Source organism: Pseudomonas sp. B23(2017) (assembly GCF_002113725.1).
In the GTDB taxonomy this organism is placed as follows: Bacteria; Pseudomonadota; Gammaproteobacteria; order Pseudomonadales; family Pseudomonadaceae; genus Aquipseudomonas; species Aquipseudomonas putida_Z.
In genome coordinates this window covers 170,576-187,724 of the sequence record NZ_NEJM01000009.1, presented here as the reverse complement: position 1 = coordinate 187,724, position 17,149 = coordinate 170,576, and the positions used below count along the sequence as shown (strand labels likewise).

Here is a 17,149-nt window from a genome sequence, read left to right as displayed (position 1 = left end):
CACAACGTGACCAAACGAATGGGTGGCGACTGTACGCGGGTTGGTCAACCGGGAATCAAGGAAACCGGCGCGCACGGAGGCGCCCCACGCACAGCCGCCATAAAACGAAACAGCGGGCACAAAAAAGCGCCAACTGTATCGCAGAGCGGGCGCTTGTGCGCCTTGATGATTGCGGGTGACCAAACCCGGCCGCTGGACTTACAGCAGCGGGCAAAGACTACCGGTGTCAGGGAAGCGTTTCAAGCGAAGGGAATGTGTAGTAACACTTCCGTTGGCGCCTCTCACTCATTACCTGCTGACGCGATCCATGTGGGAGTAGCCTTGCCGGGGCGCCGGACCGGTTGGATAGGCCCGCAAAGCGGCCCCGGGGAATCAGCAGTGATCACTAGGTTGTGTCGCCTGCACCGGCCTATTCGCGGGTAAACCCACCCACAGAGTACGCGTCGCGCTTACGAAACCAGTTATCTTTTAGCGTCCGCTTTGGGCAAAAGCGATCGATCGCGAATGGCGGCTGTCGACCCAAAGCGGACATCTGTAACCGGGGCCGCTTCGCGGCCCATCGCCGGCAAGCGCGGCTCCCACAAGTACAGCGCATGCCTGAAGGTTGGTGATATTCCTGTGGGAGCCGGCTTGCCGGCGATGAGGCCTGCACTGACTACAGAGCTTTGGATCAGTGTCCACTTTGGGTCGATAGCTGCCAGTCGCGAGTGACTGCTTTGCAATGACGCTTCATGAGAAAACCCCGCCAGTTGGCGGGGTTTCGATCCGATGGCGCGATTATGCAGCGCGCGTCCCGTGCTGCCCAGCGTGCAATCGGCGCTTGCGCACCAACAGATGCGCCGCCGAAACCACCCCCAGGCTGACCAGGCTGGCAAGCAATTGCGTGCGCAGCCCTTCCTGGAACGCCATGGCCACCAGCACCCCGACGATGGCGGCGATAACCGCGTAGGACAAACCGGGGAACAGCCACATGCGCAGCGTTAGGCGCTGTGGCGCTTCGCGCTCCAGTTGACGGCGCAACCGCACTTGAGCGATCGCGATGGCCAGGTAGACAAACAACATGATGGCGCCCGAGGCGTTCACCAGGAAAAGGAAAACACCTTGTGGTGACGCGATCGCTGCGGCGATGGCAATGTAGCCAATCACACTGCTCAGCAATACAGCCATGCGCGGTACCCGGCGCCCGGTCAGTTGCGACAGTGCAACCGGCGCATCGCCACGCTCGCTGAGGCCGAACAGAATGCGCGAAGACACATACAACCCGGAGTTCAGCGCCGACAGCACGGCGACCAGAACCACGGCTTCCATGATCACCGTCGCACCCGGTACATGCATGACCTCCATGGCGGCGACGAAGGGTGAATGCCCTGCCTCGATACTGCCCCAGGGCACGATACAGACGATCAGCAGAATAGAGACGACGTAGAACGCGATCACCCGAAAGATCACCGAGCGGGTCATAGCAGCGACACTCTTGGAAGGGTCATCCGATTCGGCTGCAGCGATGGTAGCGATTTCTGCGCCGCCCACCGCGAAGATCACTGTTGGCACGCCGGCGAGCACAGCACCGATGCCGTAAGGCATGAAGCCGCGGTCGTTGACCAGGTTGTCCAGCAAGGCGCCGGTGCTAGGCGCCCAACCGAACAGATAGGCACAACCCAGGCCGATGAACACGATGATGGCGAACACCTTGAGTGATGCGAACCAGTACTCGAACTCGCCATAGGACTTCACCGACAGACAATTGATGGCGGTCATGACTGCCAGAAGGCTCAGGCCGATGGCCCAGGCGGGCAGCGGGATCCATTGCTTCAATATGTCGGCTCCGACCACCGCCTCCACCGCCACGACAATGACCCAGAAGTACCAGTACAACCAGCCACTGGTGAAACCGACCCAATTGCCCAGCCCCAGTCGCGCGTACTCGGTAAACGATCCAACGCCCGGTATCGCCACCGCCATTTCACCGAGCATGCGCATTACCAGCATCACCACGATGCCGGCGGCAAGATAACTGAGGAACGCTGCGGGGCCGATCGCGCCAATGGTTGCACTGCTGCCAACGAACAGGCCAGCGCCAATGATGCCGCCCAGCGAAATCATGGTGATGTGCCGCTGGCGCAAGGCGCCGCTCAGCCGGCGCTCACGCGGTTCATCCAGTTTCAGCGAATTGCTCATGGGCGCGCCTCCTGATCCTGCGTGTTGCCGTACAAGCGAGCCTCACAGAACGAGACATCGGATGATGAAATGTGATGCGACGCCGGATATTCTGGGCGTCTGCCGCGGCCCCCTGGAGCCGGAAGCAATGCAAGCGGGCTGCGCGCCAGGCTGTGGAACGGCTGATCTGTCATGGCGAATTCCTACCGTAGGGGTTCGTATTATTGTAATGCATGACAAGCAGTACAATTTGAAGCTATCAACCCATATATGTCTTGTCAACATCGTTTGTCATGGGTAAAAATACAGGACAAGCCCAGCTTTTATCCTGCTACGTGAAGGATAAGCACAAGGAAAAATCAGGCCATGAGCCCATTCAAAGAGCTACTTGCTGCCCTAAAGACGGATACGCTGCTGCAGCGCGACGGCGCTGAAACACTCTACGCGCAACTGGCCTCCTCCCTTGCCGAAGCCATTCGCAGTGGCGCCCTGCGTCCGGGCGAACGGCTTCCACCCCATCGCGAGCTGGCCGGCGAACTGGGCATCAACATCACCACCGTGACCCGCGCCATGGCCGTGCTGCAGGAGCAAGGCCTGGTCGAGAGCCGCCCAGGCCGGGGCACCCAGGTTGCGGTGCCGCGCCAGGTTCAGGTGCAGTTCCAGTCGGCGCCAAGCGATGCGCCCGGCATGATCGACCTCAGCGTCAACCGTCCAGCTACCGATGCCTACACCCAGGCTCTGGCCACCCTCCTGCCGCGCCTGGCCAGCGACCCGCGCTTTGCCGGGATGAAGGAATATCACCCCTCCGAGGGCATGCCCTGGGCGCGAGAAGCCGCGGCGAACTGGTTGCGTGCACTGGATGTACCCGCTCAAGCGAGCAATGTGGTGATCACCGAAGGTGCTCAGCACGGCATCGCCTGCATCCTGCGCGCCATGACAGTGGCAGGTGACACCGTGTTGGCCGACAGCATTACCTATCAGGGCATCAACGCCCTGTGCCGGTCATTGGGGCTGAACCTGGTCGGCGTAGATGGGGATGAGCGGGGCATGAACCCTCAAGCCCTGGGCGAGGCTATCGCTAACTACGGGCCACGGGTGCTGTTCCTCGTGCCGTCGATCCACAACCCGACCGCCATCACCCTCGACGCGCAACGTCGTGCGGACCTTCTTGAGGTACTTGCACCACACGACGACCTTTGGCTGATCGAGGACGATGTCTATCGCCCGTTGCTCGAGTGCAGGGACGAAACATTCATGTTGCGCCGCCCTGCGCGAACGTTCTATGTCACCGCCCTGTCCAAATGCATCGCACCGGGCCTGCGCATCGGCTTCGTCGTCGCGCCACCCGGACAGGTGCAGAACATCGCCACCACCTTGCGCATCGACTGCTGGAGCATTTCGCCGCTTAACGCGCTGATCGCGACACGCTTGATCGAGGATCGCGTCAGCGAGGCACTGATTGCCCATCAGCGCGAGGAATTGCGCAAACGCCAGGCCTTGCTCGCAGAGCACCTCAAGGGCCTGCATTACCAGGCCAGCGATGTTGGCACACATGCCTGGCTGCAGCTGCCTGAACCTTGGAGCGCGTCACGTTTCGCCCGCCTTTGCCAGGAGCATGGCGTCGGGCTACTGCCCGGCGGGGCGTTCAGCTTGCGCCATGACCAGTCGCCCAACGCGGTGCGCATCAACCTTTCCGCGGCCAAGTCTCGCGAGCAGCTCGTCCACGCCCTGGACGTCATTGCCCGTTTCGCGCAGCAAGGCCATTTGCACATGTTCGACAGGGTCTGAAGCCTAGATGAAGATGCCAGAGCGTTGTGAAGTCGCTGTAATCGGTGCCGGTGCGGTCGGCGTTGCCACTGCCTTGTGGCTGCGCCGCCAGGGTTACCATGTGGTGTTGCTGGAGCGCGATGCGGTCGCTGCAGGTGCCTCCTATGGCAATGCGGGCACATTTGCGCCCTACGGCTGCATGCCTATCGCACAACCTGGCCTGCTGCGCGACATACCACGCCTGCTCTTCTCGGCGGACTCGCCCTTTGTTGTACGGTGGTCTCGCCTGCCTCGTTTGATGCCCTGGCTTGTCCGCTTCCTGAATCAGTGCCGGCCTCATCATTTCCAGCGTAACGCGACGGCCCTTGCACAATTGCTGCAACACACCTACGAAGGGTATGCACCACTGCTGGATGAGGCGCCTGTGGCCGAAATGCACCTGCGCCATAAAGGCTGCATCTATGCCTACTCCAGCCTGGACAGCCTGCGCGGCGCCGACGGCGGTTATGCGCTGCGTGACAGCTTCGGCATCCCTCAACAGCGCTTGAGTCGCGACGAACTCGAAGCACTTGAGCCCGCACTGGCCGGCAAGACGGTAGGCGGCATCCTCTTCCCCAAATCCTCCCATCTGGATGATCCAAAGCGCTTCTTCGAAGACTTGGCATCGCCACTGCTGCAGGATGGCACCCTGTGTTTCAGCACCGTGCAGCGCCTTGTTCGGCGCAGCAATGCACTACAACTGGACTGCGCCGATGGCCACAGCCTGCTCGCCGAACGCGTGGTGCTCTGCGGCGGAGCCTGGTCTGCCGCCCTCGCGCAGCAACTGGGCGATCGCATCCCGCTGGATACCGAGCGTGGCTACCATATCGAGTTCGACCTGGAAGATACCTTGCTCGAACGCCCCTGCTGCCCGGTCGAAAGCGCCTTCTACATGACCCCCATGGCGGGTCGCCTGCGCGTGGCCGGCACCGTGGAGCTGGGTTCGATCAATGACCCGGCCAACCCCCGGCGCTTCGAGTACCTGGAGCAACGGGTACGGCGCGTGCTTGGCCTTCGCCAGCCAGTGGCGAGGCGCTGGCTGGGCTTTCGCCCGTCGCTGCCGGACTCGCTACCGGTCATTGGCGTCTCGCCGAACGAACCGCGCCTGATTCACGCCTTTGGTCATCAGCACCTTGGCTTGACACTGGCGGGGGTTACAGGGCAACTGGTAACCCAACTCATCGAAGGAACAGCGCCTGCATGGATCGACGCGTTTTCCTCACGCCGTTTCTGACCCAAGGAGATTGACCCATGACCATTTTGCGCAAACAGATCAACCCGCGCATGAGCCAGATCGTGATCCACCGCGACACCGTTTATCTTGCAGGCCAGGTCGGCGAGGCCAGCCAGACGGTGGCGGAACAGACCCGAGAAGCCCTGGCGCGGGTCGATGCCCTACTCGATGAGGCCGGCACCACTCGCCAGCACCTGCTTCAGGCCATTATCTGGTTGGCCGACATGGCAGACTTTGACGAGATGAATACCGTTTGGGATGCCTGGGTACCCAGCGGCCATGCACCGGCGCGAGCCTGCGGCGAGGCGAAGCTGGCAGATCCGCGGCTGCTGGTGGAAGTAATCATTACCGCCGCCGCTCCCCAGTAATGCCACGCGGCGCCGGGCTTGTGACGAGCCCGAATGGCCATCGAAAGGCTCAAGTTTCGGAACTCCCCCTTTGTTTCGAAACTCCTGGAACGGTTGTTTCAAGTGTAACAAGGCCTGGACTGATACTCTCGCCAGTATAAGTGTTTAGCCCAGATGCAGCTTTCGCCGAGTGACCGCTATCGACCCTTAGCTGTCATTTTGCCCAACAGCAATCATTGTGGGAGCGGGTTTACCCGCGAACACCGGCACAGCCGGTGCCATCCACCGCGGCGCCTGCTTCGCGGGTAAACCCGCTCCCACAGAGTACGTGTCGCGCTTACGAAACCAGTTATCTTTTAGCGTCCGTTTTGGGTCGTTTGCAGCCATTCGCGACTGGCCACTATCGACCCAAAACGGACGCTGCACCGGACATCAAAGCCGGACGGATGACTTATCGGGTATCGCTCGCTACCCTGAAAGCCCCGTCACCTGACGGTTTCCAGGCCAAGTCCCATTTCACCAGACGAGCATGTCATGAAATCCCCCACAGGTTTGCTGCTGTCGGCTATCGAACTGGACCGTGCCAGTGCCATACCCCTGTACCGCCAGCTGTATCTGCAGATTCGCAAACAGATACTCAACGGCAGAATTCAGGGGGGCGTGCGCCTGCCGTCGACCCGGACCTTGAGCATCGAGTTGGGGCTGTCGCGGATCACCATCCTCAATGCTTTCGATCAGTTGATTGCCGAAGGTTTCCTGGCCTCGCGCACGGGTGCAGGTACGTATGTCGGTACTGAGTGGGAAAGCCGGCGTATCGAGGACGAGCAACCGCGCCAGCCACCGCGCCTGTCCGAACTGAGCCAGTCGATGCTGTCGCTGCGCAGCGATCATTTTCGCGGGGTGTCCTATGCCGACTGGGATCCCGCGACGCCGACCTCCTTCCTGCCCAGTCACAGCACCTATGAAGAATTTCCGCAAGCCATCTGGCGGCGCCTGATGAACCGTCATTTGCTCAAGCCGACCAAGGCGATTCTGGGTTATGGCGAGTTGCAAGGTTTGCAGGCGTTTCGCACAGCGATTGCCGAATACGTCTTCGATGCGCGAGGTATCGACTGCAATGCCGAGCAAGTGGTGATCGTTTCCGGCGCACAACAAGCGTTCAACCTGCTGGGCATGCTGCTGCTCAATCCGCAGGACAGTGTCTGGATGGAAGACCCCGGGCACATCGCCGCGCGAATTGCGTTGCAAGCCCAAGGGGCCAAGATCATTCCGTTGCGTATTGATGAGCAGGGGATCGATGTCCAGCAAGGCCTTGCCGAGTGCCCTGATGCACGCCTGGTATTTTGTACGCCTTCGCGTCAGCATCCTTTGGGTGTCACCCTGAGTTATGTGCGGCGCCAGGCACTCATCGACTGGGCTGCGCAGCATCAGAGCTGGATCATCGAGGACGATTGCGACAGCGAGTTTCGCTACAGTGGTCGCCTTCTCCCGGCACTGTATGCCTTGGACCAGATGGCCCGGGTGATCTACGTCGGCACGTTCAGCAAAGTGCTCTTTCCGTCACTGCGACTGGGTTACGTGATTCTGCCGCAGGCTCTGGTCGAGCCCTTCTGCACCCTGCGGGCGGTCATGGATCGCAGCCCGCCCACGCTGCTTCAGGCCACAACGGCGGACTTCATGAGCGAAGGCCACTTCCTGGGGCACATCCGCCGCATGCGTGCACTGTACAAGGCGCGCCAGCAGGCATTGATCGAACAACTTGAACAGCAGATCGGCAGCTTTTTCAGGATCACTCCGACGGATGCCGGCATGCACCTGATCGCCTGGCTGCCCCCCGAACTGAGTGACACTGACATCGCCCGGCAACTGGCCCGACACAACATTCACACCTACGCCTTGAGCGACTACCGCATCAAGCATGACCTGCCGCCTGCCCTGTTGATCGGCTTTGCCGGCACGCCTGAAAAGCAGGCCCGGGAGCGTGTCGAGGAGCTGGCCCAGGCCTTGCGCACGCTGGGTTACCTTCCGCCAGCCACTTGATGCGAGGCAAGTGGCCTTATCAATTAGTTGATAATGGATCTATCGAGAGTTCCTGACTGGCGCGATAAAGGCTGCGCCGGTAGACCCGGAGTCTGAACCAGGAACGACTCTAATGAACAACAAGATCCAGGAACGATTCAACGCCTTGCTGAGCCACAAGGTGGTCGAACACGTAGCTGCTCCAGCGCTGACCGAAGCACTGGCCCAGCGGTTGCTTGAGCGTCTCGGGCAATTGCGCCTGTTTGCCCACGCCTACCCGCTACTGACCAACCTCACCCACGGTCGTGTCACCCCCGCCGACCTGCTGGACTTTGCCTATCGCCACGAGCTGCAAGGTCTGAGCCTGCACTTGCTCGACGGTGAGGAAAACAGCCTGAGCCAGATGTCGCCAGAGCAGCTCCAGGCGTTTGCCAGCAAGGCCAAGGCGCTGGGGCTGGATGTGCACCTGGAAATCAGCAGCACGCTGAAAAAGGATGTCGACCAGGTGATCGCCATCGCCAAGGCCCTGGGGGTGCGCAACATCCGTGTCTACTCACGTTACGAGGGCACGCTGTCGCGGGTGATGGACGTGATCGAGACCGACCTGCACTACCTCGCGCAACAGGCCGACGCCAACGATCTGTACTTTGACTTCGAGCAGCATGAAGAACTCAAGAGCAGCGAAATCGCGCAGTTGCTCAACCGTCTCAACCACCCTCGCCTGCATGCCCTGTTCGACTTCGGCAACATGATCAATGCCTGCGAACAGCCCCTGCAGGCCCTGCACAACCTGGCGCCGCACATCCGCCAGGCTCATCTCAAGGGCGTACGCATCGTCCCCGAACAAAACGGCTTCGGCCATTACGGCGTATTGCAAGGCAGCGACGAAGACGACCTGCCCAGCGCCCGCATGCTGTTCGAACTGTTGATGCTGGGCGAAGCAACCCCACAGGTGATCGCGTTCATTCTCGAGCAGGAAAATCACTACGTGGCCCCGGCCTTCCGCCAGAGCCTCGAAGCGGCCGATCCATTCATTGCTTACCGGGAGATGAGCGAAACGCCGCTCCCGAAAGGCTACTCGCTCGAGCGCATGCTGGCCGACGAACACCGCTGGGCGAACAATCAGGTGGCTTATGTCCGACGCTTGCTGGGCGAACTGCGCACCTTGGCTGAACTGACCCTGGCCACCCCTTCCAACGCCTGAACCTGACGACCCGATTACGCCCGGAGAACAATAATGACAACTCAAAACAAGGCCAAATGGCTCAGACTCCTGATTCTCATCCTCGGTGGCGGCACCATTTACAAGTTGGCGAACCTCAAGGACGCCTTCTATGTCCCCATGCAGGAATTCATGGGCCTGAGCCACACTGAAATCGGCGTGCTGTTGAGTGCCAACGCGATCATCGCGACTGCACTGTTTGTGGTTGGCGGCCTGCTCGCCGATCGCTATGACACGCGCAAACTGATCCCCCTCGGCCTGATCGGGACCGGAGCTCTTGGGTTGTACCTGGCAACCTTTCCGCCCTTCAGCAGCTTACTGATCGTGTTCAGCCTGTTGGCCGTCTGTGCCGACTGCCTGTTCTGGCCATCGCTGCTCAAAGCCATCCGTAATCTGGGTGACGATCAGGAGCAAGGCCGGTTGTTCGGCCTGCTGGAAGGCGGGCGTGGCATGGTTGATACGCTGGTGGCCTTTTCCGCACTGGGCGTGTTCGTCGCCATGGGCTCGGGGGAAACCGGCCTGAAGTCGGCGATCCTGTTCTACTCGGTCATCGACATTCTCGCCGGCACCCTGACCTGGCTCCTGCTCAAGGGCGGTAACGCGCAATCGGCCGCCAAGCCGAAAAACGGTCTGGCGAACCTGATGGAGGCGATCAAGGTACCCGGTATCTGGTTGGTCAGTCTCAACGTGTTCATGGTCTACATCGTCTACTGCGGCCTGACCTATTTCATTCCCTACCTCAAGGAAATGTACGGGTTGCCCGTGGCGTTGGTAGGTGCCTACGGCATCATCAACCAATACTTCCTGAAAATCCTCGGCGGGCCTGCCGGTGGTTTCATTGCCGACAAGCAGTTCAAGAGCACCAGCCGTTACCTGAAATGGGCATTCCTGGCGTTATTGCCGCTGATGGGCGTGATCATGCTGATTCCCAAAAGCCCGGGCTTCATCTATGCGGGGATGGCGGCCACCCTGTCCTTCGCCCTGATTGTGTTCTCGATGCGCGGCGTGTTCTGGGCACCCATGGGCGAAGTCGGTATTCCCCAGCACATCACCGGCTCGGCCTTCGGCATCGGTTGCCTGATCGGCTATGCCCCCGGCATGTTTGCCTACGTCATCTATGGCGCGCTCCTCGACCACTTCCCTGGTCAACAGGGCTACAACTATGTGTTCACCTTGATGAGCATACTGGCCATCGTGGGCTTCATGGTGTCCAGCCTTCTCTATCAAGCGGTGCGCAAAAAATCCATGCCCACTGGCGGGGTCAATGCGGTACAAGCCTGATCATCGCCATGGGCTTCAGGAGGAGGGATCGTCCATCATGCCGAGCCTTCCTCAGCCCACAATGCCGGCCTGGGCGTTGCTCTCGAGGTTGTCGCTGTACCTGTGGGAGCGGCCTTGTGTCGCGAAAGGGCCGCATCGCGGCCCCTGGATTGATGCGCGATAGTTGAAATTGCTGGGGCTGCTTTGCAGCCCTTTCGCGACACAAGGCCGCTCCCACAGGGGATCGCGCCACCTTTGGGAATTTGAGCAAGACAGTTGCTTCAGGCCCCGCTGATTCAATGAGTTATGTGCAGCTCCAGGAGAGATGACAAAAGCTGAGTGGCTTGCCAAGGGCGATCGTTAGCCATTGCAAACAGGCCTGAAGGTGCCATAGGCTGCCTTTCCATGAATCGGCCACTGACACGGGATAAACGATGATCGACCTACAAGGATGTGGAAAGTTTTCAGGCTTGGAGTGCCGGCGTGTCGAGCCCGCTGACGCAGAAACGATCTGCTCACATCGCCAGGAGATGTTTCTTGAGGCAGGTGGCGACCCTGAAAAGCTGCAAGTCATGACTCAGCACTTTCGCCCATGGCTTGAAGAGCGGCTCGGTGACGGTCGGTACTACGGTTTCAAGCTCCTGGATGGCGACCAACCTGTCGCAGCCATTGGCTTGATGAGCATTGATTGGCCTCCCCATCCATCGCACCCGACCCTAGACAAGCGAGGGTACGTGCTGAATGTGTTCGTCCAGCCTGCCTACCGCCGCCGTGGCCTGGCTTCAGCCTTGATGCAGGCAGCCGACGCCGAGTTCGCTCGCCGAGGCATCACCTTCGCTGTCCTGCACGCAACCGAGACGGGTAAACCGGTCTATGAGCAAACCGGTTGGACTGGAACGTCGGAAATGGCCAAATCCATTAGTTGATAGTTACCGCTTTCGCCCGAAAGCGGACATTGAAAAGAAGACAGAACAAACCAAACAGACTACCCCACGCTAGTCGGCAGCCGGCTGATACAAGCTCACCGCCTTGGCATCCACCGCCTTGGGCAACAGCCCCTCGCGGTAGAACGCATCGGCGATGCGCTGCTGTTCGGCCAGGTTCTCCGGCTTCACCGGCTGCACGTCGTAGCTGCGCCGGGCATTGGCCTGCTGCACCGTGGCACTGTCCAGGTTGCCCCACAACGGCCCGAGGATGCGTGCTGCGGCCGCCGGGTTGGCCTTGGTCCAGACACCTGCCTCACGCAGGGCCTGGTACACCTGCTGCAGCACCTCGGGGTGGGCCTGGGCATAGTCGCTGCTGGCCAGGTAGTAGCGCTGGTAGCTGGCCAGCTCGCTGCCATCGGCCAGGATGCGGGCGTTCTGCTGGCGCTGGGCGCTGGCCACGTAAGGGTCCCAGGTTACCCAGGCATCGACCTTGTGGTTCTCGAAGGCGGCGCGGCCGTCGGCAGGGATCAGGTAGGCCGGGGTGATGTCCTTGAAGGTCAGCCCAGCCTTGGCCAGGGCCTGGATCAGCAAATAGTGGCTGCCAGCGGCCTTGGTCACCGCCACGCGCTTGCCCTTTAGGTCGGCCAGGGTCCTGAGTGGCGAGTCTGCGGGCACCAGGATGGCCTGGGCCGTTGGCGATGGCGTCTCCCGGGCGAAGTAGGTGAGCCTGGCGCCAGCAGCCTGGGTGAATACCGGTACGGTGTCGGCAACATCCGCCGACAGGTCGACATTGCCCAGGTTCAGCGCCTCCAGCAATGGCAAGCCGCTGGGGAACTCGTGCCAGCTGACGCGAATGCCCTCGGCCTGCAGGCGTTGTTCGAGGCTGCCGCGGGCCTTGAGCAGTGTTAGCAGGGTCGAGGATTTCTGGTAGCCGATGCGCAGGGTCTGTTCGGCGCTGGCGAGGCTCGGCAGCAAGGCGCTGGCCAGCAGCGCCAGGCCAAGCTGGCGCAGGGGTTTGAAGGACATGTAGAGGTCTCCGGAGTCAGGGTTGCGCGGCCAGCGTGGCGGCATCGGGCAGGGTGAAGCCGGTGGCGAAGGTCGGTGCCACATCGAGGCGTTCGCTCATCAGGCCGTGGGCGTGGTAGAAATCGGCGGTGTCCTGCTGTTGCGCCACGGTCTGCGGGTCGATCACCTGCCAGCGCAGCTGGCGGCGCTCGAACTGCAGGCGGGCGGCGTCCTCGGGGAAGCCGATGATCGCGGCCAGGGTTTTCGAGTAGCTGTCCAGGTGCTGGTTGGCCCAGACCTGCGCCCCGGCCAGGCGGTTGAGGTAGTCCTGCAACGCCGCGCGCCGCTCGGGTTGATCCAGCGCCTTGTCGGTGGCGGCGAGGAAGCTGTTGCCGCTGGAAAGGCCGCGGCCGTTGACCAGCACCCGGCCCTGCCCGCTCAGCTCGGCCAGCGCGGTGTAGGGTTCCCAGGTCGACCAGGCGTCCACCGAGCCGTTGGCCAGGGCGATCTTGGCGTCCACCGGCCCGAGGAAGCGGAACTCCACATCCTTCTCGCTCAAGCCGACCTGGTCCAGTGCCTTGAGGGCCAGATGATGGCCGATCGACCCGCGACCGGTGGCGATGCGCTTGCCCTTGAGCTCGGCCGCGCTGTGCAGCTGCGCGTCAGGGCGCACCAGCAGCGCCGTGCCATAGGGGTCGGACTTGTCCACGGCAATGGCCTTGACCGGTGCCCCCGAAGCCAGCACGAACAGCAGCGGCGCATCACCGATGATGCCGGCATCGATCGCCCCGGCATTGAGCGCCTCGGCCAGCGGCGCGGCAGCGGGGAACTCGGCCCAGTGGATGTCGTACGGCAGGTCGCGCAATGCGCCTGCGGCTTCCAGCTGGGCGCGCATGTTGCCCTTCTGGTCGCCGATGCGCAGGGTCAGGCGCTCGGCGGCGCCGGCCTGGCTGGCCAGCAGCAGGGCCGCGGCCAGGGTCAGCAGCTTCGATCGGATGGACATGGCGTTCCTCGGTGTCTGGGCGGGCAGCATCATGCGGCCCGTGCCAGGCGACTCTAGCGAGATCCGTCAAATAAATTAAATTGATTTTAGGAATAACCTAATATGCGTTTTCATCTATCAAAACAGAACCGATGGCATTACCCGCCAGGCAGATTATGCTAATGCCTTATTTTCCATTCGACCCTGTGAGCGCCAATTATGAAAATCGATGATATGGACGCCTTCGTCGCGGTCATCCGCTGCCAATCCACCAACCTCGCCGCCGAGGCCCTGCAACTGACGCAACCGGCGATCACCCGCCGGGTGCAGAACTTCGAGGAAGACCTTGGCGCCACCCTGCTCGACCGCAACACCAAGCCGCTCAAGCCCACCCCCATGGGCCTGCGGGTGTACGAGCAGTGCAAGGCGATCCTGCGCGAGATCGACTCGCTGCGCGAACTGGTGGCCAACGATGGCGCGCCTTCGGGCACCCTGCGCCTGGGTGTGCCGCAAACCCTGGGTGACGTGGTGCTGCTCGATGCCCTGGCGCAGATTCGCGAGGCCTACCCGCAATTGCGTACCCAGGTCAGCAGCGGTTGGGGCAGCAGCCTTATCGCGCGCATGGAAAACGCTGAACTGGATGCCGCCGCCGCGCTGTTCCCACCGGGCAAGATCTTCCCCGAAGGCATCGCCAGCCGTTCGATCGCGCGCATGCCGCTGAAGGTGGTAGCCGCCAAGGGCAGCGTCACCAAGCGCAGCTACAAGCTCAAGGACTGCTACACCCGTGGCTGGGTGCTCAACCCCGACGGCTGTGGTTTCCGCGCCGGCCTGCAGCGGGCGCTGAGCGAACAAGGGCTGAGCCTGTCGATCAACCTGGAAACCTTCGGCACCGAGTTGCAACTGGGCCTGGTCGCCAATGGCCAGGGCCTGGGGCTGGTGCCCGAACCACTGCTGCAGGCCAGCCGCCACCGCGATGCGCTGGATGTGATCAATGTCAGTGATTTCAAGCCGCAGGTAGACCTGTGGCTGTTCCATCCACGTTACCTGGGCAACCTGCAGGAACCGGTCGAGCTTTTCGGTGAGGTGGCAGGGCACAGGCTCCTGGGTTGACCACGCAGGGGCGCCTGGCGCCCCGCCGATAAATGCAATTCATGCATAACAGTAAAAACAATAAATTCTTAAAACAAATAATTAGCATAGAACCAAAAAGACTTTTACAGCGTTCATCCATACGAATACGGTCTTAGCAACACACCGTCATTCAGGGATGAAACCCCATGAGTCACCCCTCCGACAGCGCCCTCGCCGAGCTGACGCAGGCCCTCGCGGCCAACGCCGAACGCTACGACCGCAGCGCGCAGTTCCCCCAGGACAATTTCGACCTGCTGCACCGCCACGGCCTGCTCGCCTTCACCGTACCCCGCGCACTCGGTGGCACTGGCGCGGACCTGGCCAGCGCCCGTCGGGTGATCGGCGCGGTCGGCAAGGGCGACCCGGCTACTGCGTTGATCCTGGTGATGCAGTACCTGCAGCACTTTCGCCTGCAGGACGAGGCCCGCTGGCCCGAACACCTGCGCCAGCGCGTGGCCCGCGATGCCGTGCATCAGGGCGCACTGATCAATGCCCTGCGCGTTGAACCCGAACTCGGCACCCCGGCCCGCGGTGGCCTGCCCGCCACCGTGGCGCGGCGCACAGCCGAGGGCTGGCGCCTGAGCGGGCGCAAGATCTACTCCACCGGCAGCCACGGCCTGACCTGGTACCTGGTCTGGGGCCGCAGCGACGACGCCGACCCGCTGGTCGGCGGCTTCCTGGTGCACCGCGACACGCCCGGCATCACCATCGTCGATGACTGGGACCACCTGGGCATGCGCGCCACCTGCAGCCATGAAGTGCGCTTCGACGATGTGCTGATCCCCCTCGACCATGCCGTCAGCGTCAGCCCGGCAAGCGCACCGAAGGCCGAACTCGACGGCGAGAGCCTGCTGTGGATGTCCGTCCTGCTGCCGGCGCTGTACGACGGCGTGGCCCGTGCCGCCCGCGACTGGCTGGCGGGTTTTCTCAAGCAGCGTGCCCCCTCAAACCTGGGCGCGCCGCTGGCCAGCCTGCCGCGCTTCCAGGACGTGCTGGGGCGCATCGACACCCTGCTGTTCGCCAACCAGGGCCTGCTTGACGCAGCCACCGCCGGGCAGGTTGCTGCGCAGCATGCCGGGCAACTCAAGCACCTGGTCAGCGCCAATGCCATCCAGGCCGTGGAGCTGGCCATCGAGGCCGCCGGCAACCCCGGGCTGTCGCGGCGCAATCCGCTGGAACGGCACTACCGCGACGTGCTCTGCAGCCGCATCCACACTCCGCAGGACGATGTGGTGTTCGGCCAGGCCGGCCGCGCGGCGCTGGCGGAGGTGCACGCATGAGCCATTCGATCATCGCCAGCCAGCTCGACGCCCAGGCCAACCAGCACCTGCGCGAACACCTGCCGGACCATGAAGTCATCGATATCGCCCCCGGCCAGCTGGCCCTCCAAGCCCCTGCCGATGTATTCATCCTGCGCCCGATCAACGTGCGCGGGCAGCGCATCGACACCCCGCCGCCAGGCTGGCCCTGGGGCCTGAAGTGGGTGCAGCTGGTGTCCTCGGGCATCGACTTCTACCCCGACTGGGTGTTCCAGGGCACACCGGTCACCAGCGGCAAGGGCGCCAATGCCGAGCAGGTGGCCGAATTCGCCCTGGCCCTGGTGTTCGCCGCCGCCAAGCAACTGCCGGGGCTGTGGGTCAAGGATGCCGACTGGCGCCTGACCCCGCTGGCGCCGTTGCGCGGCCGCACCCTGGGCATTCTCGGTTTTGGCAGTATCGGCCAGAGCCTGGCGCGCAAGGCAGTGGCCCTTGGCATGCAGGTGCTGGCCTTGAGCCGCCCCGGCCAGGCCATCGCCGAGGTGCCCGGGGTGGAGCGCGCCGCCGACCTGCAGCAGTTGTTCGCCGGCAGCGACCACCTGGTGCTGGCCGCCCCACTCACCGCCGCCACCCGTGGCCTGGTCGACCGTCAGGTGCTGGCCCATGCCCGCCCTGGCCTGCACCTGATCAACATCGCCCGCGGTGGCCTGCTTGACCAGCAGGCCCTGCTCGAGGCCCTGGACAGCGGCCTGATCGGCCGCGCCAGCCTGGATGTCACCGACCCCGAGCCGCTGCCCGCCGGCCACCCGCTGTATCACCACCCACGGGTGTTTCTGTCGCCGCACACCTCGGCCATTTCCGAGGACGGCTACCCGGCCCTGCTCGAAGCCTTCATCGCCAACTTCCACCGCTACCGCGAGCAGGCGCCCCTGGCCAACCTGGTCGACACCGCGCGCGGCTACTGATTACCGGAGAGCACACCATGAGTTCACTGTCTGCCGTCACTACCAGCACCGACAAGGTGCGCGACCGGGTCAGCGCCGAAGAGTGGGAGGTGCGGGTCAAGCTGGCCGCCGCCTACCGCCTGGCCGCCCTGTTCCGCTGGACTGACCACATCTACACGCACTTTTCGGCCCGCGTGCCGGGGCCGGACGAACACTTCCTGATCAACGCCTTCGGCCTGCTGTTCGACGAAATCACCGCCTCCAATCTGGTCAAGGTCGACGTCGACGGCACCATCATCGACGACCCGCTGGGGCTGGGCATCAACCAGGCCGGCTACGTGATCCACAGCGCAATCCACCGCGCCCGCCCCGACCTGAAGGCCGTGCTGCACACCCACACCCGCGATGGCGCAGCGGTATCGGCCCAGCGCGACGGCCTGCTGCCGATCTCCCAGCATGCCTTGGCCTACTACAGCCGGGTGGTCTACCACGACTACGAAGGCGTGGCCCTGGACCTGGACGAACAGCAGCGGCTGGTGGCCAACCTGGGCGACAGCAACATCCTCATCCTGCGCAACCACGGGTTGCTCACCGGGGGGATCAGCGTCGAGCACGCGTTCCGTGAGCTGCATGGGCTGGAGCGGGCCTGCAACATCCAGGTGGCAGCCCAGGCCGGGGGCAATGACCAGCTGCTGCATGCATCGCAGGCGGCGATTGCCAAGGTGCATGAACAGTCGAAGCGGTTTTCCGATGGCAAGGGGGAAGGCATCCAGAGGCATTGGGATGCGTTGATCCGGCAGCTGGACCGCGAGGGCCGCGATTACCAGGACTGACTGGAAGGCAGCTGTCGCCTGTACCGG

At 62.7% G+C, this 17,149-nt stretch carries 14 protein-coding genes; 11 read left to right on the top strand and 3 right to left on the bottom strand.

The genetic code is table 11. The features are described from left to right. Nucleotides 1-777: 777 nt before the first annotated feature. Nucleotides 778-2,178 (bottom strand): amino acid permease, encoded by a 1,401-nt coding sequence (locus CAG46_RS16485; RefSeq protein WP_085616324.1) that lies wholly within the window; start codon nt 2,176-2,178, stop codon nt 778-780. 345 nt (nt 2,179-2,523) lie between these two features. Here CAG46_RS16485 and CAG46_RS16480 point away from each other — a divergent pair, with 345 nt between their 5' ends. The 7 genes from CAG46_RS16480 to CAG46_RS16445 all read left to right on the top strand — a co-directional run bounded on the left by CAG46_RS16480 (nt 2,524) and on the right by CAG46_RS16445 (nt 10,971). Further along, a complete protein-coding gene (locus CAG46_RS16480; protein ID WP_085616322.1) occupies nt 2,524-3,945 on the top strand; it encodes a PLP-dependent aminotransferase family protein in 1,422 nt (473 codons plus the stop codon). A 7-nt stretch (nt 3,946-3,952) separates the two neighbouring features. Beyond that, nucleotides 3,953-5,197 (top strand): FAD-binding oxidoreductase, encoded by a 1,245-nt coding sequence (locus tag CAG46_RS16475; protein ID WP_085616319.1) that lies wholly within the window; start codon nt 3,953-3,955, stop codon nt 5,195-5,197. Between the two features lie 17 nt (nt 5,198-5,214). After that, nucleotides 5,215-5,565 carry a RidA family protein gene (locus CAG46_RS16470; RefSeq protein ID WP_085616317.1) on the top strand — a complete coding sequence of 117 codons (351 nt, stop codon included), beginning with the start codon at nt 5,215-5,217 and terminating at the stop codon, nt 5,563-5,565. A 513-nt stretch (nt 5,566-6,078) separates the two neighbouring features. Then, the gene (locus CAG46_RS16460; protein ID WP_085616313.1) at nt 6,079-7,584 is read left to right on the top strand and encodes a PLP-dependent aminotransferase family protein; all 1,506 of its coding nucleotides are present in this window, start codon (nt 6,079-6,081) and stop codon (nt 7,582-7,584) included. Nucleotides 7,585-7,696: 112 nt separating this feature from the next. Next, entirely contained in the window at nt 7,697-8,767 is a 1,071-nt protein-coding gene (locus CAG46_RS16455) for a sugar phosphate isomerase/epimerase (protein ID WP_085616311.1), read from the top strand. A gap of 33 nt (nt 8,768-8,800) precedes the next feature. Further along, on the top strand, nt 8,801-10,066 hold the full coding sequence (locus CAG46_RS16450) for an MFS transporter (protein ID WP_085616309.1): 1,266 nt from the start codon (nt 8,801-8,803) through the stop codon (nt 10,064-10,066). Nucleotides 10,067-10,479: 413 nt separating this feature from the next. Beyond that, nucleotides 10,480-10,971, top strand: coding sequence for a GNAT family N-acetyltransferase (locus CAG46_RS16445; RefSeq protein ID WP_085616307.1), 492 nt, complete (start codon nt 10,480-10,482; stop codon nt 10,969-10,971). Nucleotides 10,972-11,040: 69 nt separating this feature from the next. On the opposite strand, the gene CAG46_RS16440 is transcribed toward CAG46_RS16445, so the two are convergent. Next, the gene (locus tag CAG46_RS16440) at nt 11,041-11,997 is read right to left on the bottom strand and encodes an aliphatic sulfonate ABC transporter substrate-binding protein (protein ID WP_085616305.1); all 957 of its coding nucleotides are present in this window, start codon (nt 11,995-11,997) and stop codon (nt 11,041-11,043) included. Nucleotides 11,998-12,013: 16 nt separating this feature from the next. Beyond that, the gene (locus tag CAG46_RS16435; RefSeq protein WP_085616303.1) at nt 12,014-12,979 is read right to left on the bottom strand and encodes an ABC transporter substrate-binding protein; all 966 of its coding nucleotides are present in this window, start codon (nt 12,977-12,979) and stop codon (nt 12,014-12,016) included. 198 nt (nt 12,980-13,177) lie between these two features. Here CAG46_RS16435 and CAG46_RS16430 point away from each other — a divergent pair, with 198 nt between their 5' ends. The 4 genes from CAG46_RS16430 (at nt 13,178) to CAG46_RS16415 (ending at nt 17,122) form a co-directional block, all read left to right on the top strand. Continuing rightward, a complete protein-coding gene (locus CAG46_RS16430; protein WP_075045447.1) occupies nt 13,178-14,068 on the top strand; it encodes a LysR family transcriptional regulator in 891 nt (296 codons plus the stop codon). Nucleotides 14,069-14,235: 167 nt separating this feature from the next. Continuing rightward, nucleotides 14,236-15,369 carry an acyl-CoA dehydrogenase family protein gene (locus tag CAG46_RS16425; protein WP_085616301.1) on the top strand — a complete coding sequence of 378 codons (1,134 nt, stop codon included), beginning with the start codon at nt 14,236-14,238 and terminating at the stop codon, nt 15,367-15,369. Next, nucleotides 15,366-16,310 (top strand): D-isomer specific 2-hydroxyacid dehydrogenase family protein, encoded by a 945-nt coding sequence (locus tag CAG46_RS16420; RefSeq protein ID WP_085616298.1) that lies wholly within the window; start codon nt 15,366-15,368, stop codon nt 16,308-16,310. Before CAG46_RS16425 ends, CAG46_RS16420 begins: the two co-directional genes overlap by 4 nt. A 17-nt stretch (nt 16,311-16,327) precedes the next feature. Next, the gene (locus tag CAG46_RS16415) at nt 16,328-17,122 is read left to right on the top strand and encodes a class II aldolase/adducin family protein (protein ID WP_025339460.1); all 795 of its coding nucleotides are present in this window, start codon (nt 16,328-16,330) and stop codon (nt 17,120-17,122) included. The last annotated feature ends 27 nt before the right edge of the window (nt 17,123-17,149 follow it).

Bases quoted from the DNA above. Each gene is read 5' to 3' on its own strand.
- CAG46_RS16450 (WP_085616309.1), top strand. From the start codon at position 8,801: ATGACAACTCAAAACAAGGCCAAATGGCTCAGACTCCTGATTCTCATC.
- CAG46_RS16455 (WP_085616311.1), top strand. From the start codon at position 7,697: ATGAACAACAAGATCCAGGAACGATTCAACGCCTTGCTGAGCCACAAG.
- CAG46_RS16485 (WP_085616324.1), bottom strand. From the start codon at position 2,178: ATGAGCAATTCGCTGAAACTGGATGAACCGCGTGAGCGCCGGCTGAGC.
- CAG46_RS16445 (WP_085616307.1), top strand. From the start codon at position 10,480: ATGATCGACCTACAAGGATGTGGAAAGTTTTCAGGCTTGGAGTGCCGG.
- CAG46_RS16430 (WP_075045447.1), top strand. From the start codon at position 13,178: ATGAAAATCGATGATATGGACGCCTTCGTCGCGGTCATCCGCTGCCAA.
- CAG46_RS16415 (WP_025339460.1), top strand. From the start codon at position 16,328: ATGAGTTCACTGTCTGCCGTCACTACCAGCACCGACAAGGTGCGCGAC.
- CAG46_RS16480 (WP_085616322.1), top strand. From the start codon at position 2,524: ATGAGCCCATTCAAAGAGCTACTTGCTGCCCTAAAGACGGATACGCTG.
- CAG46_RS16425 (WP_085616301.1), top strand. From the start codon at position 14,236: ATGAGTCACCCCTCCGACAGCGCCCTCGCCGAGCTGACGCAGGCCCTC.
- CAG46_RS16435 (WP_085616303.1), bottom strand. From the start codon at position 12,979: ATGTCCATCCGATCGAAGCTGCTGACCCTGGCCGCGGCCCTGCTGCTG.
- CAG46_RS16420 (WP_085616298.1), top strand. From the start codon at position 15,366: ATGAGCCATTCGATCATCGCCAGCCAGCTCGACGCCCAGGCCAACCAG.
- CAG46_RS16440 (WP_085616305.1), bottom strand. From the start codon at position 11,997: ATGTCCTTCAAACCCCTGCGCCAGCTTGGCCTGGCGCTGCTGGCCAGC.
- CAG46_RS16470 (WP_085616317.1), top strand. From the start codon at position 5,215: ATGACCATTTTGCGCAAACAGATCAACCCGCGCATGAGCCAGATCGTG.
- CAG46_RS16460 (WP_085616313.1), top strand. From the start codon at position 6,079: ATGAAATCCCCCACAGGTTTGCTGCTGTCGGCTATCGAACTGGACCGT.
- CAG46_RS16475 (WP_085616319.1), top strand. From the start codon at position 3,953: ATGAAGATGCCAGAGCGTTGTGAAGTCGCTGTAATCGGTGCCGGTGCG.